This is a genomic window from Amycolatopsis sp. QT-25, from assembly GCF_029369745.1.
In the GTDB taxonomy this organism is placed as follows: Bacteria; Actinomycetota; Actinomycetes; order Mycobacteriales; family Pseudonocardiaceae; genus Amycolatopsis.
In genome coordinates this window covers 1,451,760-1,477,490 of record NZ_CP120210.1, presented here as the reverse complement: position 1 = coordinate 1,477,490, position 25,731 = coordinate 1,451,760, and the positions used below count along the sequence as shown (strand labels likewise).

Below are 25,731 nucleotides of genomic sequence, written 5' to 3'. Positions count from 1 at the left end.
TCAGGCCCACAATCTCTCGTTCGAGAGCAGCATCCGGAAACCTCCGTGCATGAACTCGATCCATTGCGGATAGGTCGTGTCGTTGACCAGATCCCACGGCACGAACGACTCACGCGAGCGTTCGGTCTCGGCGACGGTGCGGAGATAGGTTCGCACCTTCTTCCGCGTCGCGTTCAGGCTCCGGGAGGAGTAGTGGTCGTTGGGAACCCCGTACGCCAGCATTTCCAGGGTCGCCGAGGACACGCCCAGTGACGAGTCCATCGGGACCTTCTGCCCCGGAATGGACGAACGCCTGCTCCCCGCGCCCTGCTGCTTCATGCCGACGTGGTTCGCTTTCAGGTGCCGGACGAAGCTCGTGAACATGCCGTCGGTGCGCATGTCCTTTTCCTTGACCTTCGCGATGTACTTCCTCGGATGACTGACCTGGAGTTCACCGTGACCGTCCCAGAAGACGACCCCCTGGTCCGCCGTGTTCACGGAAAGGGGCGGCGTCTCCAGGAACCGTTGGCAGACCAGCAGATCGGCGTTGACGTGACCAGGGAAAACCGGCGCCACCTTGAGCACGCGCTGGACCTTGCCCCAGGCGACCATGGACGCCAGGCCAGGGGACATCGTCTCGAAGTCGTAACTCAGTGCTCGTGCCACGGTTTCCTTGAACCACAGGAATTCCGGAGTGGGCGCCCGGCCTTTCACCCGTTTGCCGAACCGTGTACCGGGGGCCGGTTCGAAGCCGCCTCGCCATTCGGACACCACCGGATGACAAAGTTCGACGACGATGTCGACGTCGCCGTACGGATCCACTTGCGTCCCCTTCACGAAGGATCCGTGCGGGTAGACGTCGAAACCGCAGCCAGTGGACGTCAGCAGCCCGGTGAGCCGATCCCGCAAGAAGACAAAAGTGGCCATTCTGACATCGCCGACCGTCATGCCGACGATGCTGGCACATCACCGGCCACCCGGCAATGGCCTCCGCAGCTCCTCAAGATCCTGGTTTTCGATGGGATTCCCCGGCGTTTTCGACACTCCAAAAAGGACAGTCGCGCAGCCTGAGTAGTATTATTCGCGCGGAGCGATCGAAACCCGGGCGAACTCGGTGAGATCCGCTCACGCGCCCACCGCGGTGGGCGGCGAGCCGATAGCCGGCATCGACTTCGCCGCCGAACAAAGCGCTTTCCCGGTCGACGGGAAGAGCGGGCACTGGGTCGACTCGCCCGAACACGAGGTGATGATCCGCGAGGTCGGCGACGTCCCGTGGGGGGACGCCGCCGCCGAGAACGGTTCCTGCCACTTCCGGCTCGAGTTCAGCGCCCCTCCGGCGCGCTCCAGGTCGGCTCGTACGATCACGCGGCGGGAGCTCACCTTCTCGCGATCGCCACCGAAGCACTCACCGCACCGGCATTGCGCGGCACGGTCCACTATCGGCGTCGAGTTCAGGCGGGAGCCGGCAGGACTCAGCAGAGTGCCCGCCCTCCGCCCTCGCGCGTTGCCGTCACGACGCAGGCGGTCCCGGCTAGGTTGACCGAATGAGTCTTCTCGACGACGTGGCCGAACGCGACGGCTGGCGATGCTGGGTCTGCGACGAACCGGTCGACCCGGACATGTCGGTGAACGACCCGCGGGGCCCCAGTGTCGACAGCCGGACGGCCGACCGCAAGGCCAAGGTCACCGAGCGGCTCGCGCACCGCGGCTGCAACACCCGCAAGGGCGCGGTCAAGGTGGTCATCGCCTGGCCGGATCGGCTGCACGTGGCCGAACCGGCGCCGCTGATCACCGTCGCCGGACGGCTGGAACGCAAGGGCGGCCGCGAACTGGTGGCCCGGTGCCCGACCGCTCAGGACGCCAGGGAGGCGGCGGACTGGCTGGTCGACCGATTCTCCCGGCTGGTGCCGGGAGTGCCGGTGACCGCGAGTGTCGAGCCCGGCGGCGGCCAGTTCCTCGTCCTCCTGAAGCGCGGTTAAAGGTCGGCCTTCAGTGTCGCGTCGGCGTCCTTGACCAGCACCATCACGTCCTGGTGGAGATCCCACGCTGCCTCGTCGTACCCGGCGAGACGCAGATCGGGCGCCTCCAACGCGCGTTGCACCGCCCAGCCGGGCGAGCTGAGCGAAATGCCGTACCCGTCGTTGCCCGCGTAGTCGTTGTAACCGAAACCGCAGGCCTTGTACGCGGCGAGCACGCGGTCGGTCGCCCGCGCGTCCAGCCCGTAGTCCTTGCCCGCCTCGGCTCGCATCGCCATCCGGCGGCCGTGCGTGGTGACCACCGCGACCCCACCGGGAGCCAGCGCGCGAGAGAAGTAGCGCAGCAGCGGGCCCCAGTGCGGGGCATCGAGATGAGTGAGCACCGAACCGCACCAAAGCAGATCCACGCCGGTGACCTGCTCGATGTCGTCGACGTCCGGCGCGCCGGGCACCGCACGCGCGCCGAACGCCTCCGCGCAACTGGCCAGCGCCACCGGGTCCAGGTCACACGCGATCAGTTCGGCCGCCGGGAAAGCGGCACGCAGCGAGCGCAGCACTCGGCCGTAACCACACCCGAAGTCCAAGAGCCGCCGGGGTTCCGGCCGTCCGGTGACGTGCAGCGCGGCGAGCACCGCGCGCAACGCGTCCCTGGACACGCTCAGGTAGTGCTCGACGTTGTTGCCCGCGAACATACTGTCGCCGTCGGCGATCGTGGTGCTCACACCGGCCATGACACGCGCGACGGTCTCATCCAGCGTCTCGCTCATCCGGCAACCGTATCGACCCCGCGGTCAGGCGGCGAAAACGGTGCGCACGACGGACTCGTCGCCATCGATCTCGACCCAGCCCGAGCCCGCGCGCGTCGCCGAGGGTGAGGGCATCGAGCCGCCGATTTCGAGGCCCACCGTCGCCGAGGCGCGCACTTCGACCCGGGAATGGAGCAGGGCGGGGGCGAGCCACTCCGGGCGGAAGGCGTCGCCGCCGGGGGCCACGGACCATCGAAGGGGCGGACCAGCGGATCGAGCTCTCGATCGGTTCGCGTAGTTCGGCACCCCACGGCGTGAAGGCGTACTCAAACACGCCCCGACGCTTTGATGTCGCGGAGCCGCGGTTAGGCTCGAACTCAGATGTTCTTAACATCTGAGTTGTGCAGCCATGCAGCCCCTCGACGAAACCGGTCCCCATGCGCGTTCTCTTCGCCAGCCTTGCCTCGGTCGGCCATACCTATCCCCTGATCCCGCTCGCGATCGCCGCCAGGGAAGCCGGGCACGAAGTGCGTTTCGCCGCAGGCGAGCACGTCCATCCGCCGCTGCTCAGGAACGGGCTCCGGCCCTTTCGCCCGGCGGATTCGTACTACGAGATCTACGCCGAGGACCTCGAACCGGAACTGGCCCGGTTACAGCCCGACCTCGTCGTGCACGAATGGGGTTTGCCGGGGGCGGCCGTCGCCGCGGAACGCGCCGGGATTCCCGGCCTCTGGCACGGGTTCGGCCGCATGATCCCCGAGGGCATCGGACTCCAGCGGCCAACGCCCGCCGGCGGCGCGCCCGACCGGCCACATCTCGACATCTGCCCGCCGTCGTTGCAGGACAAGGATTTCCTCGCGACGGCCGAGCGCGTCGAACTGCGTCCCGTGCCCTATTCCGAGCCGTCACCCCACGTCGAGAGGACCACGCGACCGCTGATCTACCTGACGCTCGGCACCGCTTTCGGCACGCCGGAGATCCTCACCACGGCCATCGAGGGCCTGGCCCCGCTCGGCGCCCGGATCGTGGTCGCCACCGGCCGGGTCCGCCCGGAGGAGCTGGGCGCCGTGCCGGACAACGTCACGGTGCGGGCGTGGATCTCGCAGGCGGAGCTGTTGCCGCACGCCGACGCGGTCGTGCACCACGGCGGCAGCGGCACGACCCTCGGCGCGCTCGCCGCCGGCGTCCCGCAGCTGGTCCTGCCCCAGGGAGCGGACCAGTTCGCCAACGCCGAAGCCCTGGTGGCCGCGGGCGCCGCGCTGAGCCTCCGGCCCGGCGAACTCGGCGCGGAAGCGATCGCCGAACACACCCGGAGTCTTCTGCCCCACCACGGAAACACCGATCACCGCGACGCGGCACTGGTGATCGCCGGGGAAATCGCGCGGATGCCCTCCCCCGCCGAGGTCGCCCGGGCTCTGCCGGAATGGGGCCGGGCCTCGTAAGGGTCGTGAGAAGTACATGAAGGCCCCCTTCCTGTACCTAGGCGCAAGGAAGGGGGCCTTCATGTACTTGGGGAAGAGCCTCACGCCCGCGCGGGCGGGGGACACTCGCGGCGCCTCAGAAACCGAAGAGTTCCTGCGGGACTTCGTGCTCGTCCGGCCAGGTCAGCCAGGCGACGTCGGTCGGGCCGATGGCGCAGTCGGCCACCCGCCAAGACCGCGCGTCGTCGTCGACGTTCGTCTCACTCTTCTTCTTGAGCAGGGCGACGTAGACGTCGGACATGACGCCGTCGGCCCGCTTGTTCTCGTAGATGGTGCCGGCGTAGTACGGGCGACCGGCTTCGGTGCCGCGCATCGTCCCCTGGAGGAACACCCAGGGGCCGAGCCGGTCGAGTTGTTCCACGGCCACCCGGACCCCATCGCCGAACTCCTGGTCGAGCCGGGCGGTGGCGGCCTCGAGTACCGCCTCCCGGACCGGGTCGCCGGGAGTCAACGACACCGGAAAGGGTCGTGCGGACGGGGTGTACATCAAGCTACCTCCCACTGGCGGGACAGCGACGCGGCCGCATCAGCCTGCCCGGTGAAGCTCTGGCGTTGGTTCGGATCAGGTCGGCGGGGTGAGGATCTTCACGAGGCCGCCACCGCCGCCCATGCTGATCTTCTGCGAACCGTCGGGGTTGACGTTGTTCGAGCCGATGAACTGACCATCGCCCGCGTACAACACGACGTGCCCGCCGTTGTTCGAAATCACCACGTCGCCCGGTTTCGCTTCGGAGAGCGGCACCGACTTCCAGCCGTCCGCCTCCAGGTTGGCCGTCAGGCCCGCGACCGAGGCGCTGGCCTGCCCCTTGTCGATCAGGCCCGCCGCCTCGAGACAGCCGGAGACGAAGTTCGCGCAGTTGACGTTGTTGGGCACCCACGACTGCATGGCGGGCAGTTCGCCACTGCCCTTGAGGTCGCCGGCGTTGCGGCCGAGGAACTGCTCGGCGATCTTCGCCGGGTTGTCGCCTCGCGCGTCGATCGGCTTCGCGGGCCTGCCGTCGCCCGGCACCCCGGCGGGGCCGCCACCACCGCCGCCGCCACCGCCACCACCGCCGCCGTCTCCCCCGCCGTAGCTGGGTGCGCTGCCCACGTTGGAGTTGACCGGCTTCGCGTTGACGCTCGACGCCGTCGTCTGGCCGTCGTCGGCGGGGATGAGCTCGATGAAGCCGCCTTCGATCTCCAGGCCGAGCGGCTTGAGGAGATCGTCGATCTGCTTCTCGGCGTCGTCCAGCGCTTTCTCGATCTCGTCCTTCTTGCCGTTCGAGTCTTTTTCGTTGAGCTGCCGGAGCCGCTCGATGTCCGTCGCGGCGGCGGCGATCTCGTTGTCGTCCTTCGAGCTGTTCTTCCGGCGGCGGGCCGAGTCGATCAGCTTGCGGTTGTCCGCGTCCTTGTCATTGGCTTCCTGGGCGAGCTGTGCGACCTTCTTCTTGACCTCGTCGAGGATCTCGGAAACTCGCTGGAGGATGTTCTTGGCGGCCTCGGCCTTGTCGCTCACCTTGTAGCTGGCCTTGCCGAGCTTTTCGAGATGTTCGGCGACGGCGTCGGCGTCCTTGCCCTCCCAGTTGCGCAGGACGTCGTCGCGAAAGACCTTGAGGTCGTCGCCGAGGTCGTTCGCCTTCGTGGCCGCCCCGCCGACCTTCCTCGCCTGGTCGTTGACCGCGCCCGAATTGAGCTTCTGCGCCTGTTGGGCGTGTTTGTCGATGGCGTCCAACGACTTCGGACGGTCGTGCACCGGGTCGTCGAGCGTGCTCGGATTCCGCTCCGCGGTGGTCATCGGTAAATCCCCCTGGTTCCCGTCTTCAAGCCGATCAGTCCCGCTCGCGGGCGCCGCCGCGGAGGGTGTCGACACCCGCGGCTTCGTCGTTCCGCATGCGCTGGGCGGCGTTGGCCAGTGCGTTCGACGCGGCGTCGACCAGCTTCGCGGCGGCCGCCAGCTCGGCGTTCACACCGCGGTGGAAACCCTTTATCGTGGTCCCCGTGCCGGCCGCGTTCTTCAGGTCGCCGAACGCTCCTCCGGGATCACCGTCGCCCAGGTCCTTGCCCGTCCCGCTGAAGCCGTCCTTGAGCCCGCCGACCTTCTTGGCCAGCGCGGCGATCTGCTCTGGATCGAATCGGCGAGTCATGGATGATCCCTCCAGTCCGGCGCCTGCGCGCGTGCTTGCCTGACCCACACTGCTCTACCGCGCACCTTATGAGTTCACACCCACCCGTGCGCGTCGTTTCCCGAAACGCGATGACGCCGTTCGTGTACATCGACGCATCCGCCCGCGCGGCGGTTCCCGAAAGATTTCCGCTCCCGGTCCACCGCGTGTCAACGACGTCCTCGGCGGGAAGATCCTACCCTCTCTAACCCCGCGGACCACGGGGGTCGAGCCGGGTCCGGCTACGCTCCGCGACCGGATTCCACCGGGAGGGTCACCGGGAGAGCTCGGATCCCGGACACTTCTCGTCCCCGACAACCGCGGCGGGCGAGAGTGAGCGGTCGGTCCAGATGGTCGTGAGTAACCTCAGGGTCAGCACCCGAATCGCCACTCACGACCCGCTGTAGCGAGGCTTCACCGGCGGACGCGGTGGTCCGCGGCGGCCCGGTTCGGTTCCCGGGTCGTCCCGCCGTCGGCCGGGAACGCCTGCCCGGATCTCGCCGTGTCCGGACCTTGCCGGAGACGAGGAAGCGCACCTTGCCCGGCCGGTCGCCGAGCCGGTCGCCGCCGTGGAAGTCGCCGTGGACCGCCGGGGTGAGCAGTCCGTCGCGCAGGTTGACGAAGGTCAGGCTCCACCGCTGCGCCTGGGGTTCGTACAAGTGCCGGGCGAGTGCGCCGATGGGGCCGTTCGGCCCCGAGGCCGAAGGACTCGTCGAACACGGCGCTGGGGTGCGCCGAGGCGCTCAGGTAGTCACTTCGCGCCGGCCCGGCGGGCGGCGGTCGCGGTGGCGAGGGCCTGGAAGACCTGCTGGGTGGCGGCGAGATCGATGCACGCGTCCGTGATGGACTGGCCGTAGACGAGCGGCCGGTCGGGGTGGAGGTCCTGACGGCCCGCCTGGAGGTTGGATTCGAGCATGACCCCGACGATGCCGCGCTGGCCGTTCCTGAGCTGTTCGGCGATCTGGTCGGCGACGACGGCCTGCCGGAGATGGTCCTTGCGGCTGTTGTCGTGGCTGGCGTCGATCACCACCCGGCGCGGCAGGCCGGCGTTCTGCAGGGCGGTGAGCGTCGCGCGGACCGAAGCGGGATTGTGGTTCGGCGCGCTGTTTCCGCCGCGCAGGACGACGTGACAGTCCGGGTTGCCGACGGTGTGCAGAATGGCGGGCAGCCCGCTGGGGTCGACCCCGGGGACGACGTGGCGCGCCTCGGCGGCACGGATCGCGTCGACCGCGACGGTGACATCGCCGTCGCGGCGGTTCTTGAAGCCGACCGGCATGGACAGGCCGCTGGCCAGCATGCGATGGTGCTGGCTCTCGACCGTGCGGGCGCCGATCGCGCCCCACGAAACGGCGTCGGCGAGATAGGCCGGGATGGTGGTGTCCAGCCACTCGCACGCGGCGGGCAGACCGTTCTCGGCGAGTTCGAGCAGCAGCTCCCTCGCGATGCGCAGGCCGCGGTTGACGTCGCCGGTGCCGTCGAGGTGCGGGTCGTTGATGAGCCCTTTCCAGCCGCCGACCGTGCGGGGCTTTTCGAAGTACACGCGCATGACGACCAGGAGGTCGTCGACGAATCGGCCCGCGAGGGCGGCGAGGCGATCGGCGTACTCGAGGGCCGCGGCGGGATCGTGGATGGAGCAGGGTCCCGCGATCACGAGCAGCCTGTCGTCCGTCCCGTCGAGGACCCGGAGGACGTTCTCCCTGCCTTGCCGCACCGTGTCGGCCGCGGTGGCGCCGAGCGGCAGTTCGTGGTGCAGCAAGGCGGGGGTGACCAGCGGGACCATGCGGTCGATGCGCTGGTTGTCGAGTTCGACCGCGGCGATGGTTGTCATCACAGATGTCCAGGGTTTCTGCCGGCACCGGACGGGAGGGAAAGCCGGGATTTCCCGGCCCGGTCGGCGGTCTCGGATGAAGGGAAGGGCAAGCCCGGCAGTGGTCGAGCGAGAAGATTTTCGGGGATCTCCCCCACCCCGAAATCTTCCACCATCCGCCACTCGAAACAATGGGAGAAGCCCTGTCCAACCCGATTCCCGCCGATTCAGCGACCGGTCCAGACCGGATCCCGTTTTTCGGCGAAAGCACGGGCTCCTTCGCTCGCGTCGGCGCTGTGCCGTCGACGTTCTTCCCAGGGATAAGAGGCTTTGAACGCTTCTTCGAGCGGAAGATCGAGCGAGCGCAGTGCGGCCTCCTTGATCGCGCGGACCGAAAGCGGAGCGGCGCGCACGAGGCTGTCCGTCCATTCGGCGACGCACCGATCGAGTTCGGCGAACGATACGACTTCGTTCACGAGACCGTGGTGCAGCGCCGTCGCCGCGTCCATTCTGCGCCCGGTCAGCAGATAGCCCATCGCCACCTTCTGCGGAAGCTGTCGCGGCAACCGGAACACGCCGCCCGCGCCGGCGATCAGGCCCAGGCGGACCTCCGGCAGCGCGAAGACGGCGTCCTCGGAGGCGACGACGATGTCGCAGGCGAGCATCAGTTCGAAACCGCCGCCCAGCGCGTAGCCGTGCACCCGGGCGACCACCGGCTTGGACAGCGTGAACCGGTCGGTCAGCCGGGGATGTCCCGGCTGACCGCCGCTGCCGAACGTCGAGGCCTCGACGCCTTCCTCGGTCAGCCGCGCGCGTTCCTTGAGGTCCTGGCCGACGGAGAAGGCGCGCTCGCCCGCGCCGGTCAGGACCACCGCCCTGATGTCGTCGTCGGCTTCGACGTCGTCCCAGATCCCGGCGAGTTCCGTGTGCATCCGCCGGTCCATCGCGTTCAGCACTTCGGGCCGGTCCATCGTCACGTAGGCGACGTGGTCCTTTTTCTCGTACCGCACCCGGGATGCGCTCATCGCGAGCCCACCGCGAAACCGTCCACCTTGCCGAGCACGTCCGCGCCGTAGATGCGCAAAGCCTGCTGCAGCGCGAATTCGGCGATGTACCGGCGGAACTCCTCCGGCGGTTCCTCGGCGAGGTTCAGCATGCGCCGGTTGGCCACCACGGCCTCCCCGTCGAGCCGCGCCAGCGCGCGGTCGATCGCCGTGTCCATCTCCTCCGGCGGCACGACCTCGTCGACGAGGGATCGGGCGTCGGGTTCGCCCGCTTGAAGCCGCCGTCCGCCGAGGATCACCTGCCGGGCCACTCGCGGCCCGGCGATCCGGGAAAGCCGGAAGTTCGACACGCCGGGGATGATCCCCTCCTTCGCGGCGGGCAGGCTGAGGTACGCGTCGGACGCCGCCAGCACGTGGTCGAAGACCAGGAGAAGCTGCGTGCCGCCGCCGATGGCGAACGAATCGACGGCCGCCATCCAGGGCTTGCCGGTCAGCCGGGATCGCCACGAGCCGTCCGTGAGCAGCCCGTGGAAGATCTTCTGGAGGTAGCCCATTTCCCGCCGCAGCAGGAAGTCGACGAGCGGGATGTCCCCGGAGCCGAGCTTCTTGAGGTTGATCCCCGCGCAGAACACCCGGCGCCCCGCGTACCGCGGATGGCTCATCACCCCGCCCCGCACCAGCCCCATCCGGACGGCCGGATCGAGCAGCACCAGATCGACCGCGGTCTCCATGTCGTCGACCTGCTGGGCGTCCTCGGCGTTCAGGCAGTCGTCCCGGCACAGGGTCAGATACGCGACGCCGTCACGGCGTTCCAGCCGGACGGCCTCCATCCGCAGGTCACCGGTCTCGACGAACTCCGGCAGCAGCCGCAGCGCCCTGGCGGTGGGCCGCAGCATGGCGTCGAGCAGATGCGGACCGGCCTTCGGCGCGCGCAGGATCCCGCGCAGGAAGATGCCCTGGTCGATCTCGCGGCCTTCCTTTTCCGCCTGCGGACGGAGGCGCTCGGCCGCCATCTGCTCTTCCGAGGGCACCAGACCGGGAAAGGCGAGGGCGGCGGCCCGGACGAGTTCGTCGACGCGCAGGTACCGCGTCCGGCCGCCGGTGAGTTCGCCGTAGATCTCTTCGGCGTGCGCCTCGACGAAGGCCGCGCGCAGGGCCCGGACGTCGTCGTCGACCCGGTGGGCCTCCCCCGCCAGGGCCCGGAGATCGAGCCCTGGCGGGGAAGCAGGCGAATCCGTCGTCACGACTTGGCTTCCCGCCGCAAGGCGCGGTCGGCCGCGGCCAGGTGGGCACCGAGCGCCTCCTCGAAGGTGGTCGAGCCCGCTTCGAAGATCAGCTGACGGCGGATCGCCGTTTCGGGTCCGTCCGTGATCCGGGCCAGCTCGGCCAGCGTCTTCGCCGGGTCGTCGGACACCTCGTCGACCAGGTCGAGGGCGAGCGCGCGATCCGCCTCGATCGGGGTGCCGACCAGCACGGCCCGCCGGATGGCGGCCGCACCGGCCTGCTGGGTGAGCCGGTAGAGGCTCATCCCCGGCCAGGCGCCGCCGCCCGCCCAGGCGAGCCGCAACCGGGTCCCCGGCTCGGCGATCCGGATGTCGGCGGCGAGCAGCAGATCCAGTGCCGTTCCGGCGCAGTCGCCCGACGCCACCGCGACGGTGAGCCTGCCGAGCCGCTCGAACCGGCGCACGACCCGCTCCCATTTGGAGACCAGGCCGACCGCCAGCCCCTTCGCCCAGTCGGCGGGCGGGGCGCCCGTGACGTGGAGGATGACCGGTCCCGGTGCACGCTGGTCCTCGGCACGGTCGCAGAGGCCGTCGATCTCCTCGACCACCGCGGCGGACAGCGGACGGGAGCCGTCGAAGCGCAGCATCGGTTCACCCTCGACTTCGTTACGCGTCACCATTGGACCAGCGCCATTTCGATCGTGGAGCCGGGCCCCATGGTCATGAGCACGCCGTGATCCCCCGGGCGGGCGACGTCTTCGTCGGCGAGCCGCTCGTAGGAGAAGAGGAAGGAGCCGCTGGAAAGGTTCCCGTAGTCACGGAGCACACCGGTGGTGTGGCGGACGTCGTGCCGGCTCAGGCCGAGGTTGACGACGACGGCGTCGATCACCTTCTTCCCGCCGGAGTGCACCAGCCAGTGGCCGATGTCGCCGCGGCGCAGACCCGTCCCGGACAGCAGCCGGTCGATGACGATTTCGGCGTGCGCGCCGACCACGTAGGGAATCTGCGGGTCGAGGAAGAAACTGAACCGGTCCTGGTCACGGTCCCAGTCGTAGCGCATCGCGTCGAGGGCGTCGGTGATGATGTAGCTGGCGAACTTCAGGACACGCGGACCCGGCACGCGTCCGTCGCCGGAAACGAGCGCGACGGCCGCGGATCCGTCGCCGAAGAGGCTGTTGACCACCGCGGTCCGCATGGTGCCGTCGAGGGCGTAGGCGGCGGAACACGCCTCACTGCACAGGACGACGCCGAGTTCGCCCGGATGAGCCGCGGACCAGCCCGACACCACGTTGAGCGCGTTCAGCCCGGCGTTGCAGCCCATGCCCACGATGTCCGAGCGGCTGCAATGCGGGTCGATGCCCAGCTCTCGGATGATCAGCGCGCTCAGCCCGGGGGTCAGGAACCCGGTCGAGGTGACACAGCACAGATGACGCAGGTCCGAAAGCGTCGCTCCGGCCGACTTGAGGCAGGCTTCCAGCGCCCGGCAGCCCATGTCGACGGCGATCTTCTTGTGCTTGTCGAGGAGGTCACCCTGCGGTTCCGCCGCGCGGGCACCGCCGGGACCCTCCGGCGGCAGGGTGAGGAAACGCCGGTCGATGGCGCTGTTGAGGAAGACCGAACGGATCTTCGGATCCTCGATGTCGAGGAGTTCGAGGAGTTCGGCCTGCGAGTAGGACGACGCGGAAACCGCCGTCCCCACCCCGGCGAACCGGGTGATCTCGGGGAGATCCGTCAGTGCGGAAAAGTCCTCGGCTGATTCGGCAAGAGCAGTCATCGATACATCCATCCCCAAGTTCGCAGCTTGCTTCGAAGGAGCTGCTTGACGTGCGCAGCGGGCATCGATCTCACCTTTCTCTGTTCTCGTTTCGGGTGATGGTCCGTGAAGGACTTCTTGAGGAACTCTGGGTCCCTCAAGGAGTCCTTCACGGACAGAGCGAAAGTCAGGCGGAGAGCGGGACTCCGGACAGCCGCCGCTCGATCTCGCGGCTGGCGGCGTAGTCGGGCAGCAGGCCCCGCTCCCGCGCTTCGGCGAGTGTGATGGCCACCTGGTCCCGTTCGGACAGGACCGGGTCGACGCCGGAGTCGATGGGCAGGCCCAGTGCGGGATCCAGGGCCGAGAGGGCGAGTTCGTTCTCCGCCACATAACCGCCGGAAAGCATGTAGGACATGACGGTGTCGTCCTCGAGCGCGACGAAGGCGTGGCCGACCCCGACGGGGAAGTACATCGTCCGATGGGCCTCCTGGTCCATCAGGACCGCGTCCCACTTCCCGAACGTGGGCGAGCCGACCCGGATGTCGACCACGATGTCCAAGGCCTTGCCACGGGCGCAGTAAACGTACTTCGCGATCCCCGGCGGAGTCGCGGTGTAGTGGACGCCGCGCACCACGCCTCGTTTGGACACACTGTGGTTCGTCTGCGCCACCGGAAAAAGCGGTCCGCCGTGGGCCTCGATGAAGGCTTCCTCCTGGAACGGCGAGAGGAACAGGCCCCGATCGTCCGGGAAGACGCGGGGAGTGAATTCGAGCGCTCCCTCGACGGCGAGTTTACGTGCTTGCACGGCTGCTCCTGTGGTTGGCGTGATCAGAGGGCGGACAGCACTTCGCGGACCGCGTGGATGACCTTGTCCTGCAGGTCCGGGGAAAGCGCCGGGTACATCGGCAGCGAGAAGATCTCGCCTGCCAGCTTCTCGGTGACCGGCAGCGAGCCGGTCTCGTAGCCGAGGTGGGCGAACCCGGTCATGGTGTGCACGGGCCACGGGTAGCTGATGTTCAACTGGATGTCGTACGCCTTGAGCCGCTCGAGGATTTCGTCGCGCCGGGGATGGCGCACCACGTACACGTAGTACACGTGCTCGTTGCCGGGAACGGTCCGCGGAAGCTTCAGCCCGGTGTCGCCGAGACCTTCGGCGTAGCGTTCGGCGACAGCGCGGCGGCCTGCCGTGTACGCGTCGAGCCGCTTGAGCTTGCGCCGCAGGATCTCGGCCTGGACCTCGTCCAGCCGGCTGTTGTGGGCGGGTGTCTCGATCGTGTAGTAACGCTCTTCCATGCCGTAGTACCGCAACCGCCGCAGCCGTCGCTCCACGTCTTCGCGGGAGGTGATGGTCGCACCACCGTCGCCGTACGCGCCGAGCACCTTGGTGGGATAGAAGGAGAACGCGGCCGCGTCCCCGGTCGACCCCGCGATCGTGCCGTTCTGCCGGGCCCCGTGCGCCTGGGCGCAGTCCTCCAAAATGGACAGTCCGTGCTTCGCCGCGAGTTCCTTCAGCGGGGCCATGTCCACGCACTGCCCGTACAGATGCACGGGCAGCAGGCATTTGGTGCGCTCGGTGATCGCGGCGGCGACCTGGCCCGTGTCCATCAGGAAGTCGTCCTCGCGGACGTCGACGAAGACCGGCGTGGCACCGGTTCCGTCGATGGCGACCACGGTCGGAGCGGCGGTGTTCGACACGGTGATCACCTCGTCGCCCGGACCGACCCCCAGCGCCTGGAGGCCGAGCTTGATGGCGTTCGTCCCGTTGTCGACGCCGACACAGTGCCCGACCCCGTGGTACGCGGCGAACTCCGCTTCGAAGCCGCGCAAGCTCGCGCCGAGCACGAGCTGTCCCGAGTTGAAGACCGTCTCGACCGCGTCGAGCAGGTCGAGCCGCTCCTCCCCGTATTCGGCCAGGTAGTCCCAAACGCGCGTGGTCATGAGCGAGCCTTTCCGTGAACTGGGGTGGTCAATGCGGCGACGGTGCGGCGCACACCTTCGGACAGCGAGATCTCCGGACGCCAGCCGGTGATCGTCCGGAAGGAGGTGGAATCGATGGTGATGCTGCGAAGATCCGTCGCGGGCGCGTGGGACGGTGGTTCCACGCAGGTCACCTCCACCGGGCTCGTTCCGGTGTGCTCGGACATCTCCTTCGCCACGAGCCGGAACACCTCGCCCAGCCGGTCGCCCCGGCCTGCCCCGATCAGCCAATGCCCGCCCACCAGGGCATCCGGGTGGTCCAGTGCCGCGGTGAACGCCTTCGCGACGTCCTCGACGTGGATCAGATCGCGGCGCACCGTCCCGTCACCCCAGATGGTGAGCGGCAGGCCTTCGAGCGCTCGCCGCGCCATGGCGGACACGACACCGCGGTCTTGGTTCGCGCCTTCCGTCGCGGTCTCGCCGAAGATCGTCGGCAGCCGCAGGCTGATACCGCGCACCCGGCCATCGGCGGTGGCCTTCTTGAGGAGCTGTTCGGCCTCGAGCTTCTGCACGTCGTACGGAGTCGCCGGCTGGTCGGGCTCGCTCCCGTCGAGCGGTTCCCGTGGTGGCACACCGACCTGCGAGGTGGTACCGCCGAACACCACCAGCGGGGGCGTCCCTCCGGTACTTCCGAGGACATCAACGAGGTCCCGCAGCACGCCCACGTTCACGCGTTCGGCGCCCTCGGTCTCGGCGGCACGCCAGCCGCCGTCTCCCAGCAGCAGGTAGACGACCGCGTCCGAACCCGCCACCGCGTCGGCGAGCGCCGCACGGTCGGTGAGGTCGGCGGTGACGACGGTGGTCTCCGCTCGGCCGGGCGCGGGGGTGAAGTGCTTGCGCGCCACCGCACGCAGCCGGATCGGCCGCCGGGCCAGTTCGCGCGTGACGGCCGAGCCGATGAAGCCCGAGGCGCCGAGAACGGTGATCAGCTTCATGTCACGCACCTCCGTGCGGCTGTGCGGTCAAGGCGTTGATACACGCCAGGAGGGTGCGGGCCTCCACGTTGACGTAGTGCCCGTGCCGGGTGAGCGCGGTGAGCTGGGCCGGCGTGACCCAGGCGTAACCGGGCGGCGGATCGGCCGTGTCGCCCGCCTCCACCACGAGATAGCGGGCCCGCACGTCGAGGAAGCGGCCGCCTTCTTCGGAATGTACCGCCTCGTAACGGATCCGCGACGGTGGAGCGTCCAGGACGGCGTCGAGGAACAGCGGGCGGTCCTCCGCAGGCAGATGCGCGTAATTGTGGGGCGTGCACTGGACGGTCGGCGCCAGCTCGACCGTGTCCACGAAACCACCGTCGACCCTGGCGTGCACGAGAACGTGCGGCACACCGCCGATTTCGCGCACGAGGAACGCGACGACACCCGGCCCGACCGATTCCAGCAACGGCTGGGTCCAGCTGATCTTCTCGCGGTTGCCGCCTTTCACGGCCACCGCCAGCACCTTGAAGTAGCGGCCGTCCTCGTGCTCGATCGCTTCGGCACCCTGCTTCCAGCCGCGGACGTCCTTGAGCGGAATGCGGCTGGGACGCACGTCGTGGCGCGACCGCTCGTTCGTGAACCACGACAGGAGCTGGACGTCGGAGAGCACCGCGCCGGGAGCCGGGTCATGGTAGGGAAGACACGACAACACGCTCCGCGCGTTCATGTTGATCGTCTCGTCCTCGTACATCAGCTGCGCGATCTGGCCGAGGGTGAGCCAGCAGAAGTCGTCCCCCATCGGCACGTCTTCGAGGGTTTCGACGATCATGTTGCGATTGCTCTTGCGGAAGAACCAGGAACCCTGCTCCGCCTGGAGGACGTCGACGATGACCCGATCGGGGTCGGGCGGGGCGAAGTACTCGATGAGTTTGACGTTCGTACCGCCGTGCGCCTTGGTGTAGTTGCTGCGGGTGGCCTGCACGGTCGGCGAAAGCTGCACCAGATTGGGATTTCCCGGCTCCATCTTCGCCTGCATCAGGAAGTGCAGGACCCCGTCGAACTCCTTGGCGAGAATGCCGAGGATGCCCACCTCGGGCTGTTTGATGACCGGCTGCTGCCACTCGCGGTAGGGGCCGTCGCCGTGCGGACCGTCGTGCTCGATCACGTGCAGGCCCTCGATGGCGAAGAACCGTCCGCTGCTGTGCACGAGGTTGCCGGTCCCGGCCTGGAAGCCCCACTGGTCCAGAGCCGCGAACGGGATGTGTTCGACGTGGAAGACGTTGGCTTCACGGCGTTCCGCGATCCACGCGCGGACGTCTTCGGTCCGCATGTGCGCTCCGCCGGTGGTGGTCGCCGACAAGGCGATGCGATCGGAATGGCCGCGATCGTCACGCGGGCGCACCGTGGGAGGTGGTACCGGGCGACGCAGCATCAAAGGACTTCTCGTCATCGCGCTGCTCCATGTCGTCGATCGGTCAGTGGCCGGCACCGAGGAAAACCGCGAGGGTCTCCCTGTGCACCAACGGAAGTCCCGGGCGCGTCTTCGCTACGTCGGCCCCCATGCCCCGGCAAAAGGTAGCTTCGGAGGCTGTCGGCGGTCCAGGTCGTCCAATTCGCTTTCGGATTCGGACCGGGGCTTGGTTTCGCGCGATCCTGGTTGCCGCAGGAGAAACTAGAGAAGCTGTTCTTTCTGGTTCGTCGCCGTTTGCGTGCTCCAAGCCCGCTGTTCGGTCTCCCGCACCTGTTCCTCGGCGGTCTGCTCCAGCCTCTTCATCGCGAACCGCAGGATGGGCGGCGCCATCAGCGGGGTGACGATGGCGACGAGGATGACGATCGTGTAGATCTCCACGCCGAGGATGCCCAGCCGCAGGCCCACGGTGGCGACCATGATCCCGATGACCCCGCGCGCGTTCAGCCCGGCACCGAGTGCCAGTCCTTCCCACTTGTTCAGGCCGCTGATCCGCGCTCCGGCGTACACGCCGGCGAACTTGCCGATGATGGCCAGCGCGAGCACCGCGAGTCCGGTCAGGAGTACCTCCGGACGGATGAGCGCGGTGAGATCCATCCGCAGCCCGGCCGTGGCGAAGAAGAGCGGCGCGAACACCGAAAGGACGACCGTGCGCAGGGGCGCGAGTTTGACCGGGTCCACCTTCCCCGCCGTACCGATCAGGATGCCGCAGACGAACGCCCCGAAGAGGGCCTCGAGACCGAGAGCGTGCGTACCGGCCGAAGCGAGGAGCAGCAGGGCGACAACGACACCGACGGTGGCCCAAGGACCGTCGGACTTGCCCGCCACGCGCAGCGCACCCCTCGCCAGCGGCCTGCCGAGGGTGAGCGCGAAGACGACGATGGCGAGCAGACAGGCAAGGGAACCGAGCACGGTGCCCGCCGTGACCGCCTGCACCGCCATCGCGCTGACGACGGACAGCAACAACCAGCCGAACACGTCGTCGATCATTCCCGCGGCGAGCGTGAGCTGCCCGACGTTGCGGTGCAACAGGTTCATGTCGATGAGGGTCTTGGCGATGACGGGAATGGCGCTGACGCACATCGCCACGCCGAGGAACAGTGCGAAGACGGTGACGTCGGTGCCGCCGGGAATCAGCACCCGCGGCAGGACGAAACCCGCGCCGATACCGAGGCCGAGAGGAATGATCAAGCCGCCGAAGCCGACACCGGCGGCGGCACCGAAGCGCCGCCGGACCATGCGCATGTCCATCTGCATACCGGTGAGACCGACCAGCAGCAGGACACCGATCTGGCCGACGGCGTCGAGCAGGTGGTACTGCTCGGCGACCGCCGGGAACAGCCAGCCGTGCACCCCCGGTGCGGCCCACGCCAGCAGCGAAGGGCCGAGGAGCACCCCGACGAACAGTTCGCCGACGACAGCGGGCATCCCGAACCGGGCGGCCAGCCGCCCGAAGACGACGGCGAGCAGGAGCAGCAAGCCCGCCTGGAGCAAGAAGATCAGGAGACTGTGCGCGGCGATCGGGGCGATCGGCGCGGGAAGCGAGAGAAGCACCTTCCTCCTTCAGGGAAGGTCCACCGCGGAGACACTAGGCATGTGGTGGACACGAACAGAACAATGCGGTGTTCGCCGTCGGGAAGACCCGTCCGCAGCAGCGCCGTCGGCGCCGTCAGCGCCGTCAGCCGTACCGGACGACCCGTGTGCCCAGCCGCCGGACCGCGCTCAGCGAGTCGCAGCCCGCCAGGCCCATCGCGTTCCGGAGTTCGACGGCGAGCAGGTCGAGCACCTGGCGGGCGCCCTCTTGCCCGGCCGCGGCCAGCCCCCACATGACGGGCCGTCCCACCAGCACCCCCGACGCTCCGAGCGCGACCGCCTTGAGCACGTCCTCACCGGTCCGGATCCCGCCGTCCAGCAGCACTTCGCAGCCACCGGAGACCGCGTCCGCGATCTCCCCCAGCATCGCGATCCCCGGTACGGCGCCGTCCAACTGACGGCCTCCGTGGTTGGACACCACGATTCCGGCGGCACCCGCGTCGACGGCGCGGACGGCGTCCTCGACCGCGAGAATCCCCTTGAGCACCACCGGCAGGTCCGTCTGTGCACGGACCGCCTCGACGGATGCCCAGGTGGCCGGCGCGAATTCGCGCGCGGTGTGGTCGGCGACGGCCGAAAGCCCTTCGGTACGGCGATGCGCGGCCACCCCGGCGTCGAAGTTGGCCGCCGTCACCGAATCCGGCAGCGCGAAGCTGTTTCGCAGGTCACGCAACCGCCGTCCCATCCACGGCACGTCGACGGTGAACACGATCGCCTCGCAACCGGCGTCCTCCGCACGGCGTACGAGCTCCAGTGACCGCTTTTCGTCGCGCAGCCAGTACAGCTGGAACCACGGCCGCCCACCGACGGCCGCGATCTCCTCCAGCGGAACACTGCTCAGGGTGCAGAGGGTGTACGGCACGCCGGCGTCCCGCGCCGCGCGTGCCGCCGCGAGCTCCCCTTCGGGATGGAACAACCGCTGGTACGCGACCGGCGCGACCGCGACGGGAAGCGCGGCGCGCCGGCCGAGGACCTCGGCATCGGTGGTGCCGCCGGTCAGGTCGCGCAGCATCCGGGGGATCACGAAGATCCGCTCCAGTGCGGCGCGATTGGCCTCGAGCGATGCCTCGGCCCCGCTGCCCCCGGCGAGAAAATCCCAGATCTCGCCGGGGAGGGCCGTCCGCGCGGCACGTTCGAGGTCGGCCAGGCAGAGAGGGGTCATCGCCGGGCGCGGCCGAGATCGCTCTGCCCGGTCCGCTCCAGCTCCACGGCTTCGTACAGCGCCTTGATGTTGGAGCTGCCGAACGTTCCCGCGCCCTGCCGTTCGATGATCTCGAAGAAGATCGTCTTACGCGGATGCGTGGAGGCGGTGAAGATCTGGAACAGCTGGCCGCCGTGGTCCTCGTCGGCGAGCAGTTTCGTCTCGCGCAGATCGTCCAGCGAGTGCGTCTCCAGCTCGATCCGCTCGCCGAGCAGGTCGTAGTAGGTGTCCGGGGTTTTCAGGAATTCCACGCCACGCCCGGAAAGCTCCTTGACCGCGCGGACCGCGTCCGGGCTGGTGAAGGCGATGTGCTGGACGCCGGAACCGTGGTGCTCCTTGATGAAGTCGTCGATCTGGCCGGGGTCGGCGGTCTTGTCGGGCTCGATCAGGGTGAGGGTGACCGCCCCCGACACGCTCTGCACGACGGTGGAGTTCATCGCCTGGGCACCGACCACGATGTGCTCTTCGAAGATCTGCTTGAACCCGAGGGCACGCTCGTAGAACGCCACCGTGGGGCCGAGATCCCCCGCGTTCAGGCAGACCGCGAAGTGGTCGATCTCCCGCAGCTCCACCCCTCCCTTGCCGCGGGAGGCTTCCTCGGTGGTGTCGCTCTGGATCAGGGTGTGCACGACATCGCCGAAACCGCTGACGGTGGCCGTGACGACCGAGTCCGCGCGCTTCTCCGGCTCACGGATGGGTTCCGCACCGCCCTTCACCGCCGCTTCGAAAGCGGCGGCCACGTCGGGAGTGCGCAGCGCGATGTCGGCCACCCCTTCGCCGTGGGTCTGCAGGTAGGTCGCTCCCGGGTGGCGGTCGGACAGCGGCTCGGTGAGCACCAGCGTGATCGCGGCGTGCCGCAACGTCACGCCGCGGTGGTCGGCCGACCGGTCGGTGGTGACGACGGAGAAGTCGTACCTGTCCATCCAGCCGGACGCGGCCGCCTCGAGGTCGGCCACGTACAGCTCCACATGGTCGATCTCGAAATTCTGCGTGGTTTCTTGAGAAGACAAGACATTCCTCCGTGGAATAGATGTAATCCTCGATCACAGGATGACGCGAAGCCATTTCCGCATCAATGTTGTCCGCTTGACACTTCCGTCCACTTCGGACAGACATGATCAGCGGCCGGTGAACCGCACCGGAAGTCCCCGGTATCCCTGCACGACGACCGCGCGCAGCCAGGACGGCTCCTCGGCCAGCTCCACCCGCGCAACCCGCTCGGCTACTTCCCGCAGCACGACCGCCAGCTCGATCCGCGCGAGCGCGGAGCCGAGACAGTGGTGCATGCCGTGCCCGAAGGCGATGTGCCGGTTGGGTTTCCGCTCCGGCCGGAACGTGTCGGGCTCGTCGAACACGGCGGGATCCCGGTTCGCGGCGGGCAACCACGCGACCACCGGGGTGCCCGCTTCGAGGGCACGGCCGTTGACGGTGACCTCATCGGTCGTCACCCGCAGCACGTGCATGGCGGGCGAGGTCCAGCGCAGCACCTCGTCCACGACGGTGTCGACGTCGGCGCTCCCGTCCCGTACCTGTTCCAGCAGTCCGGGAACCGCGGCGAACGCGTGCACCGCACCGGTGATCGCGTGCCGCGTGGTCTCGTTTCCCCCGATCAACACGTTGTCGCAGTTGAGCACCACGTCGTCGATCGAAAGGTCGCCGTCGGACAGGAGGGTGCTGACGAGGTCTTCGCCAGGGCTCGCGCGGCGCGCGGTGATCAGTTCGTCGAAGTAGACGAGGATCTCGGTGTGCGCCTGGCGCGGGGTCATCCCGTCGAACAGTTCGTCCTCACCGCCGAACGCGTGGTTGGTCAGGTCGATGAGCATGTCCTGGTCCTCGGCGGGCACGCCGAGGATTTCGCAGACGACGGCGGCGGGGATCCGCGGGCCGATCGCCGCGGCCACGTCGCACACCCCGCCGTCGAGAACCCGGTCGAGTACACCGCGCACCTCGGCGCGCACCCGCTCCGAGAGCTTCCGGGCGGACGCCCTCGAAAGCAGTGGCCCGACCAGTTTGCGTAATTTCCGGTGCTGATCCTGTTCGGAGACCACCATCATCTGGCCACCCGAGTGGTCGGGATGGTCGCGGTCGAAGCCGATCATCATCCCGTATTCGGAGGTGAACGGGGCGGAGGGGGCGAGCACCGCGGCGCACGCCCGATGCGAGAACACGGACCAGAACCCGCTGGGTGAGCTGCCCGGCTCGCTCCACACCATCGCGTCTTCCGCCGCGTACGCTCGCCACCGGTCGTGCCGGTCCGAGGTCGTGTACAGGTCGGGATTGCCGAGGTCGACGGCTGCCGTCGTCTGCATGAATGGTCTCCAGGTCAGGGATGTGCGCCGTCGAGCACCTTGGCGAGCCGTGCCACTGTCGGCGCGTCGAAGAACGCCTGCACCCTCAGCCGGATCTTCAGGCGTTCCCGGATCCGGCTCACGAGCCGGGTCGCGAGCAGCGAATGACCGCCGATCTCGAAGAAACTGTCCTCCACGCCGACACTGCTGACGCCGAGCACTTCGGCGAACAGTTCGGCCAGGATGATTTCCGTGGGGGTGAGCGGTTCCCGCCCCGCCGCGCGGCCCGCGTGTTCCTCTTCGGGAGTGGGCAGGGCGACCCGGTCGATCTTGCCGTTCGGCGAGACCGGCAGGCTCGGCAAGCCGACGACCACGTCGGGCACCAGATAGCCGGGAAGCTGCGCCCGAAGCGGCGGCAGGAGCCGTTCGGCGGGCACGCGTTCGCCGCCGGTGCCGACCACATAGGCGACGAGCCTGTTCTCGTGCTCGGTCACCACCGCCTGGGCCACCCCGTCCACCGCCAGCAGGGCGGCCTCGACCTCGCCCGGCTCGATCCGGTGGCCGCGTACCTTCAGCTGGTCGTCGACCCGGCCGACGAAGACGTACTGACCGTCCGAACGCGTCCGCACCCGGTCCCCCGTGCGGTACATGCGCTCACCCGGGCCACCGAAGGGGTCCGGCAGGAACCGCTCCGCGGTCGCGGCCGCTCTCCGGAGGTAACCGCGAGCGAGACCGGGTCCCACCGTGTACAGCTCGCCAACGTCCCCGTCCTCCACGGGCCGCAGCCGGTCGTCCAGGACGTAGGTGCGGACACCGGTGATCGGCCTGCCGATCGGTGGCGTCTCCTCACCGGTCAGGGGTTCGCTCGCGGTCACCGCGACGGTGGTCTCCGTCGGACCGTACGCGTTGATCATCACGCGGTCCGCGGCCCAGCGTTTCGCGACCGGGGCGGGGCAGGCCTCGCCGGCGACCAGGAGGGTCAGCCCGGCGGGCAGGCCACCCGCCTCCTCCAGCGGCGCCAGCGCGGACGGCGGCAGCGTGACATGGGTGATGCGCTGGTCCCGCACCAGCCTGCCGAGCGGCTCCCCCGGCACCAGATCCGGCGCGGAAGCCAGCACGAGGCAGCCACCGGCCTGCCAGATCGGCCAGAACTCGGCGACCGCGGCGTCGAAACTGGGTGAGGCGAAGGCCAGCAACCTGCTCTCCGGCCCCAGTTCCTGCCGTCGCACGTAGTCGTCGGCGAGGTTCGGGATGCCGCGGTGCGTGACCAGCACGCCCTTCGGCCGTCCCGTCGAACCCGAGGTGTAGATGACGTACGCGGGATGGCCGGGACGCAACGGGCCGATCCGGTCGTGGTCGTCCAGGTTCGGCTCGGCCCCACCCGGTTCCCGTTCCACGCTCAGGACGACGGGGGCGCCTGCCACATCCTGCCCCGGCAGGCACAACAGGCAGTGCGCCGCCGTGTCGTCCAGCATCTGCCGCTTGCGTTCCTCCGGATAGTCCGGGTCGACCGGCACGTACGCGGCACCGGCCTTGTGCACGGCAAGGATCGCGATGACGAATTCGATCGACCTCGGCATCGCCAGCGCGACGAGCCGCTCCGGGCCGATGCCGTGCGCCACGAGCCGCCGGGCGAGCCGGTTGGCCTCGCCGTTCAGCTCCGCGTAGGTGAGCGTGGTGCTGTCCATGGCCACCGCCGGGCGATCCGGCAGCACGGCTGCGGTCGCCTCGAACAGGGCCGGTGTCGTGGCCGCCGAAAGGACGGTCATGCGGTCTCTCCCAGTGTCTCGCGCGATTCGGTGCGGAGAAACCGGATCAGCTCGCGGTTCACCGCTTCCGGGTTCTCGAGGTAGCCGAAATGCCCGCACGCGGAGATCGTGCGGTGGGTCGCGCCGGGGATCGCCGAAGCCAGTTCGAGCCCGGCGGCCGGTGGCGCCACGAGGTCGTGCTCGAACGACACGACGTGGCAGGGCACCTCGATCGCACGATAGGCGTCGAGGCGATCCGGCAACGCGCTCAGCAGCAACTGCGCCCGGACGCCCGGCCCCCACTGCCCCGACGCCGCGAACAGGTCGAGCCAGTCTCCGGCGAGATCGTCGTCGGCGAGGGTCGCGGGCCCCAGGTTGTGCATGGCACGGACCGCGGCGAGGAACCCCGGCGGCAACTCGATGCCCTGTTCGATCAGCTTCGCCTCACCCTCGGCGAGCTCGCGCTGGACGAGACTGCTCTTGCCACAGGCCGCCATCAGCACGACCGAATGCAGCAGTTCCGGATGGGCGAGCGCGACCTCCTGCGCGACGTACGAACCCATCGACGTCCCGATCACGCGACACGGCACCGCGTCGAGAAAGTCGATCAGGGCGGCCACATCCGCGACGAGGTCTTCGATGGCGAAGCCCGCCGTGCCGTCGTCGCTCGGCGGAATCCCGCGATTGTCCATGGTGATCACGCGGAATCCGGCGGCGCGCAACGCGGGCACCTGATGCAGGTCCCACACCGAACTCGGCGCACCGGTGCCGGTCAGCAGAAGAACGGGCGGGCCGTCACCACAGTCGTTGTAGGACAACCGGATCCCGTGCTCGGTTGTCATCAGCATGATGCTCCTCCGGGAATATGGCTGCTGCGCCGCGATTCGGTGGTGGGGCGGCCGGAGGTCACCGAAGCCGTCCCGGCGAAAGTGTTTCCTCGCAACGGCCGCGTCCTTTCCGGCTGCCGTGGCGCGTATCCGACCGTACCCGCAGAGATCGAGTGTCCGGAGTATTCGGCGATGGACAACCCGGACACTTCCGGGAAATGGGACCGGACCACGGGAACGATCCCGGCGTCCACGGCCTTTTCTTGACACCTCGGCGGCGTATGGAAATCCTAGTATTCATGGATTCAAACGGTCTGTCCACTCACTTGAACGTGGAAACGCTGCACGGATCGCTCACCGATCCGGCCATCTCGTCGATGAACCTGCTCAACGAGCTGATCGACGAATACCCTGTGGCCATTTCCATGGCGGCAGGCCGGCCGTACGAAGAGTTCTTCGACATCCGGCTCATTCACGAGTACATCGACGCTTATTGCGCCCATCTGCGCGATGACCGGAAATTGGACGAGGCCGGGATAACCCGCACTCTCTTCCAATACGGCACCACCAAGGGCGTCATCGCCGATCTCATCGCCCGGAATCTCGCCGAGGACGAGAACATCGACGCCGCCCCCGAATCCGTCGTCGTCACGGTGGGCGCGCAGGAGGCCATGTTCCTGGTCCTCCGCACGCTGCGTGCGGGCGAGCGGGACGTGCTGCTCGCCCCCGCCCCCACCTACGTCGGCCTGACCGGGGCGGCGCTGCTCACCGACACGCCCGTGTGGCCGGTGCGCTCGACCGACAACGGCATCGACCCGGACGACCTCGTCCTCCAGCTGAAGCGCGCCGACGAACAGGGCAAGCGGGTGCGGGCCTGTTACGTGACCCCGAACTTCGCCAATCCCACCGGCACCAGCATGGATCTGCCGTCGCGCCACCGTCTCCTCGATGTCGCCGAAGCGCACGGAATCCTGCTCCTGGAAGACAACGCGTACGGCCTGTTCGGCTCCGAGCGGCTCCCCTCGCTGAAGTCGCTCGACCGGTCGGGCTCCGTGGTCTACCTCGGCTCCTTCGCCAAGACCGGCATGCCCGGCGCCCGGGTCGGCTTCGCGGTGGCGGATCAGCGGATGGCCGACGGCGGCCTGTTCGCCGACCAGCTCTCGAAGCTCAAGGGCATGCTCACGGTGAACACCTCCCCCATCGCACAGGCGGTGATCGCCGGGAAGCTCCTGCTCAACGACTTCAGCCTCACCACGGCCAACGCGCGGGAAATCGCCATCTACCAGCGCAATCTCCAGCTCACCCTGAGCGCGCTCGACCGTGAGCTCGGCTCGTGCGCCGGCGTCGGCTGGAACACCCCGACGGGCGGCTTCTTCGTCACCGTCACCGTCCCGTTCGTCGTCGACGACGAGCTGCTGGAAATCGCCGCCCGCGACCACGGCGTGCTGTTCACCCCGATGCACCACTTCTACGGCGGCAAGGGCGGATTCCACCAGCTTCGGCTGTCGATCAGCCTGCTCACGCCGGAACTGATCGAAGAGGGCGTCGCACGGCTCGCGGCGCTCATCACGCCGCGGCTTCCCTGAGCTGCCAGGGGTAGTT

25 protein-coding genes are annotated in these 25,731 nt (G+C 68.6%); 3 read left to right on the top strand and 22 right to left on the bottom strand.

Annotated features, from left to right (window positions below):
* Both P3102_RS07060 and P3102_RS07055 read right to left on the bottom strand, forming a co-directional pair.
* Entirely contained in the window at positions 1-906 is a 906-nt protein-coding gene (locus P3102_RS07060) for a hypothetical protein (protein WP_276367527.1), read from the bottom strand.
* Positions 907-1,104: 198 nt separating this feature from the next.
* Positions 1,105-1,344: a hypothetical protein gene (locus tag P3102_RS07055; RefSeq protein ID WP_276367525.1), complete on the bottom strand. Its 240-nt coding sequence runs from the start codon at positions 1,342-1,344 to the stop codon at positions 1,105-1,107.
* Between the two features lie 179 nt (positions 1,345-1,523).
* On the opposite strand from P3102_RS07055, the gene P3102_RS07050 reads away from it, so the two are divergent.
* Positions 1,524-1,958, top strand: coding sequence for a hypothetical protein (locus P3102_RS07050; protein WP_276367523.1), 435 nt, complete (start codon positions 1,524-1,526; stop codon positions 1,956-1,958).
* Here P3102_RS07050 and P3102_RS07045 read toward each other — a convergent pair.
* Together P3102_RS07045 and P3102_RS07040 are read right to left on the bottom strand one after the other, a co-directional pair.
* Entirely contained in the window at positions 1,955-2,722 is a 768-nt protein-coding gene (locus tag P3102_RS07045; protein WP_276367521.1) for a class I SAM-dependent methyltransferase, read from the bottom strand. The two genes, P3102_RS07050 and P3102_RS07045, sit on opposite strands and share 4 nt — an antisense overlap.
* A 24-nt stretch (positions 2,723-2,746) precedes the next feature.
* On the bottom strand, positions 2,747-2,947 hold the full coding sequence (locus P3102_RS07040; RefSeq protein ID WP_276367519.1) for a hypothetical protein: 201 nt from the start codon (positions 2,945-2,947) through the stop codon (positions 2,747-2,749).
* A gap of 191 nt (positions 2,948-3,138) precedes the next feature.
* On the opposite strand from P3102_RS07040, the gene P3102_RS07035 reads away from it, so the two are divergent.
* A complete protein-coding gene (locus P3102_RS07035; RefSeq protein ID WP_276367518.1) occupies positions 3,139-4,143 on the top strand; it encodes a glycosyltransferase in 1,005 nt (334 codons plus the stop codon).
* A 115-nt stretch (positions 4,144-4,258) separates the two neighbouring features.
* Here P3102_RS07035 and P3102_RS07030 read toward each other — a convergent pair whose 3' ends face one another.
* The 18 genes from P3102_RS07030 to P3102_RS06945 all read right to left on the bottom strand — a co-directional run bounded on the left by P3102_RS07030 (position 4,259) and on the right by P3102_RS06945 (position 24,150).
* Entirely contained in the window at positions 4,259-4,639 is a 381-nt protein-coding gene (locus tag P3102_RS07030) for a hypothetical protein (protein ID WP_276367516.1), read from the bottom strand.
* A 105-nt stretch (positions 4,640-4,744) separates the two neighbouring features.
* Positions 4,745-5,956 (bottom strand): peptidoglycan-binding protein, encoded by a 1,212-nt coding sequence (locus tag P3102_RS07025; protein ID WP_276367514.1) that lies wholly within the window; start codon positions 5,954-5,956, stop codon positions 4,745-4,747.
* A gap of 34 nt (positions 5,957-5,990) precedes the next feature.
* A complete protein-coding gene (locus P3102_RS07020) occupies positions 5,991-6,305 on the bottom strand; it encodes a hypothetical protein (RefSeq protein WP_276367512.1) in 315 nt (104 codons plus the stop codon).
* Between the two features lie 769 nt (positions 6,306-7,074).
* Positions 7,075-8,151 (bottom strand): 3-deoxy-7-phosphoheptulonate synthase, encoded by a 1,077-nt coding sequence (locus tag P3102_RS07015; RefSeq protein ID WP_276367511.1) that lies wholly within the window; start codon positions 8,149-8,151, stop codon positions 7,075-7,077.
* A gap of 206 nt (positions 8,152-8,357) precedes the next feature.
* Complete coding sequence (gene dpgD / locus P3102_RS07010) at positions 8,358-9,155, bottom strand: enoyl-CoA-hydratase DpgD (RefSeq protein ID WP_276367509.1); 798 nt, start codon at positions 9,153-9,155, stop codon at positions 8,358-8,360.
* Positions 9,152-10,378, bottom strand: coding sequence for a (3,5-dihydroxyphenyl)acetyl-CoA 1,2-dioxygenase DpgC (gene dpgC / locus P3102_RS07005; RefSeq protein WP_276367508.1), 1,227 nt, complete (start codon positions 10,376-10,378; stop codon positions 9,152-9,154). The genes dpgD and dpgC overlap by 4 nt, the downstream gene beginning before the upstream one ends.
* Complete coding sequence (dpgB, locus tag P3102_RS07000) at positions 10,375-11,004, bottom strand: enoyl-CoA-hydratase DpgB (RefSeq protein WP_276367506.1); 630 nt, start codon at positions 11,002-11,004, stop codon at positions 10,375-10,377. Before dpgB ends, dpgC begins: the two co-directional genes overlap by 4 nt.
* A 26-nt stretch (positions 11,005-11,030) precedes the next feature.
* Entirely contained in the window at positions 11,031-12,131 is a 1,101-nt protein-coding gene (gene dpgA, locus P3102_RS06995) for a 3,5-dihydroxyphenylacetyl-CoA synthase DpgA (protein ID WP_276367504.1), read from the bottom strand.
* A gap of 166 nt (positions 12,132-12,297) precedes the next feature.
* Positions 12,298-12,915, bottom strand: a complete 618-nt coding sequence (locus tag P3102_RS06990; RefSeq protein ID WP_276367503.1) for a dTDP-4-dehydrorhamnose 3,5-epimerase family protein — start codon at positions 12,913-12,915, stop codon at positions 12,298-12,300.
* Between the two features lie 23 nt (positions 12,916-12,938).
* Entirely contained in the window at positions 12,939-14,048 is a 1,110-nt protein-coding gene (locus tag P3102_RS06985; protein WP_276367501.1) for a DegT/DnrJ/EryC1/StrS family aminotransferase, read from the bottom strand.
* On the bottom strand, positions 14,045-15,022 hold the full coding sequence (locus tag P3102_RS06980) for an NAD-dependent epimerase/dehydratase (protein ID WP_276367500.1): 978 nt from the start codon (positions 15,020-15,022) through the stop codon (positions 14,045-14,047). The genes P3102_RS06985 and P3102_RS06980 overlap by 4 nt, the downstream gene beginning before the upstream one ends.
* Before the next feature lies 1 nt (position 15,023).
* Positions 15,024-16,436 carry an NDP-hexose 2,3-dehydratase family protein gene (locus P3102_RS06975; RefSeq protein WP_276371028.1) on the bottom strand — a complete coding sequence of 471 codons (1,413 nt, stop codon included), beginning with the start codon at positions 16,434-16,436 and terminating at the stop codon, positions 15,024-15,026.
* A 240-nt stretch (positions 16,437-16,676) separates the two neighbouring features.
* Positions 16,677-18,026 (bottom strand): cation:proton antiporter, encoded by a 1,350-nt coding sequence (locus P3102_RS06970; RefSeq protein WP_276367498.1) that lies wholly within the window; start codon positions 18,024-18,026, stop codon positions 16,677-16,679.
* A gap of 124 nt (positions 18,027-18,150) precedes the next feature.
* On the bottom strand, positions 18,151-19,227 hold the full coding sequence (locus P3102_RS06965; RefSeq protein ID WP_276367497.1) for an alpha-hydroxy acid oxidase: 1,077 nt from the start codon (positions 19,225-19,227) through the stop codon (positions 18,151-18,153).
* Positions 19,224-20,276, bottom strand: coding sequence for a 4-hydroxyphenylpyruvate dioxygenase (hppD, locus tag P3102_RS06960; protein ID WP_276367495.1), 1,053 nt, complete (start codon positions 20,274-20,276; stop codon positions 19,224-19,226). Before hppD ends, P3102_RS06965 begins: the two co-directional genes overlap by 4 nt.
* Positions 20,277-20,384: 108 nt before the next feature.
* Positions 20,385-21,575 (bottom strand): cytochrome P450, encoded by a 1,191-nt coding sequence (locus P3102_RS06955; RefSeq protein ID WP_276367493.1) that lies wholly within the window; start codon positions 21,573-21,575, stop codon positions 20,385-20,387.
* A 14-nt stretch (positions 21,576-21,589) separates the two neighbouring features.
* Complete coding sequence (locus P3102_RS06950) at positions 21,590-23,323, bottom strand: amino acid adenylation domain-containing protein (protein ID WP_276367492.1); 1,734 nt, start codon at positions 23,321-23,323, stop codon at positions 21,590-21,592.
* Positions 23,320-24,150: an alpha/beta hydrolase gene (locus P3102_RS06945; RefSeq protein WP_276367490.1), complete on the bottom strand. Its 831-nt coding sequence runs from the start codon at positions 24,148-24,150 to the stop codon at positions 23,320-23,322. The genes P3102_RS06950 and P3102_RS06945 overlap by 4 nt, the downstream gene beginning before the upstream one ends.
* 278 nt (positions 24,151-24,428) lie before the next feature.
* Here P3102_RS06945 and P3102_RS06940 point away from each other — a divergent pair, with 278 nt between their 5' ends.
* Positions 24,429-25,715 carry a PLP-dependent aminotransferase family protein gene (locus P3102_RS06940; protein WP_276367489.1) on the top strand — a complete coding sequence of 429 codons (1,287 nt, stop codon included), beginning with the start codon at positions 24,429-24,431 and terminating at the stop codon, positions 25,713-25,715.
* The last annotated feature ends 16 nt before the right edge of the window (positions 25,716-25,731 follow it).

What these genes read in the sequence shown, in the direction of transcription:
- P3102_RS07020 (WP_276367512.1), bottom strand. Translation starts at nt 6,305, where the DNA reads ATGACTCGCCGATTCGATCCAGAGCAGATCGCCGCGCTGGCCAAGAAG.
- dpgD (WP_276367509.1), bottom strand. Translation starts at nt 9,155, where the DNA reads ATGAGCGCATCCCGGGTGCGGTACGAGAAAAAGGACCACGTCGCCTAC.
- P3102_RS07035 (WP_276367518.1), top strand. Translation starts at nt 3,139, where the DNA reads ATGCGCGTTCTCTTCGCCAGCCTTGCCTCGGTCGGCCATACCTATCCC.
- P3102_RS06940 (WP_276367489.1), top strand. Translation starts at nt 24,429, where the DNA reads ATGGATTCAAACGGTCTGTCCACTCACTTGAACGTGGAAACGCTGCAC.
- P3102_RS07045 (WP_276367521.1), bottom strand. Translation starts at nt 2,722, where the DNA reads ATGAGCGAGACGCTGGATGAGACCGTCGCGCGTGTCATGGCCGGTGTG.
- P3102_RS07050 (WP_276367523.1), top strand. Translation starts at nt 1,524, where the DNA reads ATGAGTCTTCTCGACGACGTGGCCGAACGCGACGGCTGGCGATGCTGG.
- P3102_RS06965 (WP_276367497.1), bottom strand. Translation starts at nt 19,227, where the DNA reads ATGACCCCTCTCTGCCTGGCCGACCTCGAACGTGCCGCGCGGACGGCC.
- P3102_RS07025 (WP_276367514.1), bottom strand. Translation starts at nt 5,956, where the DNA reads ATGACCACCGCGGAGCGGAATCCGAGCACGCTCGACGACCCGGTGCAC.
- P3102_RS06975 (WP_276371028.1), bottom strand. Translation starts at nt 16,436, where the DNA reads ATGCTGCGTCGCCCGGTACCACCTCCCACGGTGCGCCCGCGTGACGAT.
- P3102_RS07060 (WP_276367527.1), bottom strand. Translation starts at nt 906, where the DNA reads ATGGCCACTTTTGTCTTCTTGCGGGATCGGCTCACCGGGCTGCTGACG.
- P3102_RS06985 (WP_276367501.1), bottom strand. Translation starts at nt 14,048, where the DNA reads ATGACCACGCGCGTTTGGGACTACCTGGCCGAATACGGGGAGGAGCGG.
- dpgA (WP_276367504.1), bottom strand. Translation starts at nt 12,131, where the DNA reads ATGACTGCTCTTGCCGAATCAGCCGAGGACTTTTCCGCACTGACGGAT.
- dpgB (WP_276367506.1), bottom strand. Translation starts at nt 11,004, where the DNA reads ATGCTGCGCTTCGACGGCTCCCGTCCGCTGTCCGCCGCGGTGGTCGAG.
- P3102_RS06955 (WP_276367493.1), bottom strand. Translation starts at nt 21,575, where the DNA reads ATGCAGACGACGGCAGCCGTCGACCTCGGCAATCCCGACCTGTACACG.
- P3102_RS06945 (WP_276367490.1), bottom strand. Translation starts at nt 24,150, where the DNA reads ATGCTGATGACAACCGAGCACGGGATCCGGTTGTCCTACAACGACTGT.
- P3102_RS06950 (WP_276367492.1), bottom strand. Translation starts at nt 23,323, where the DNA reads ATGACCGTCCTTTCGGCGGCCACGACACCGGCCCTGTTCGAGGCGACC.
- P3102_RS06980 (WP_276367500.1), bottom strand. Translation starts at nt 15,022, where the DNA reads ATGAAGCTGATCACCGTTCTCGGCGCCTCGGGCTTCATCGGCTCGGCC.
- P3102_RS07015 (WP_276367511.1), bottom strand. Translation starts at nt 8,151, where the DNA reads ATGACAACCATCGCCGCGGTCGAACTCGACAACCAGCGCATCGACCGC.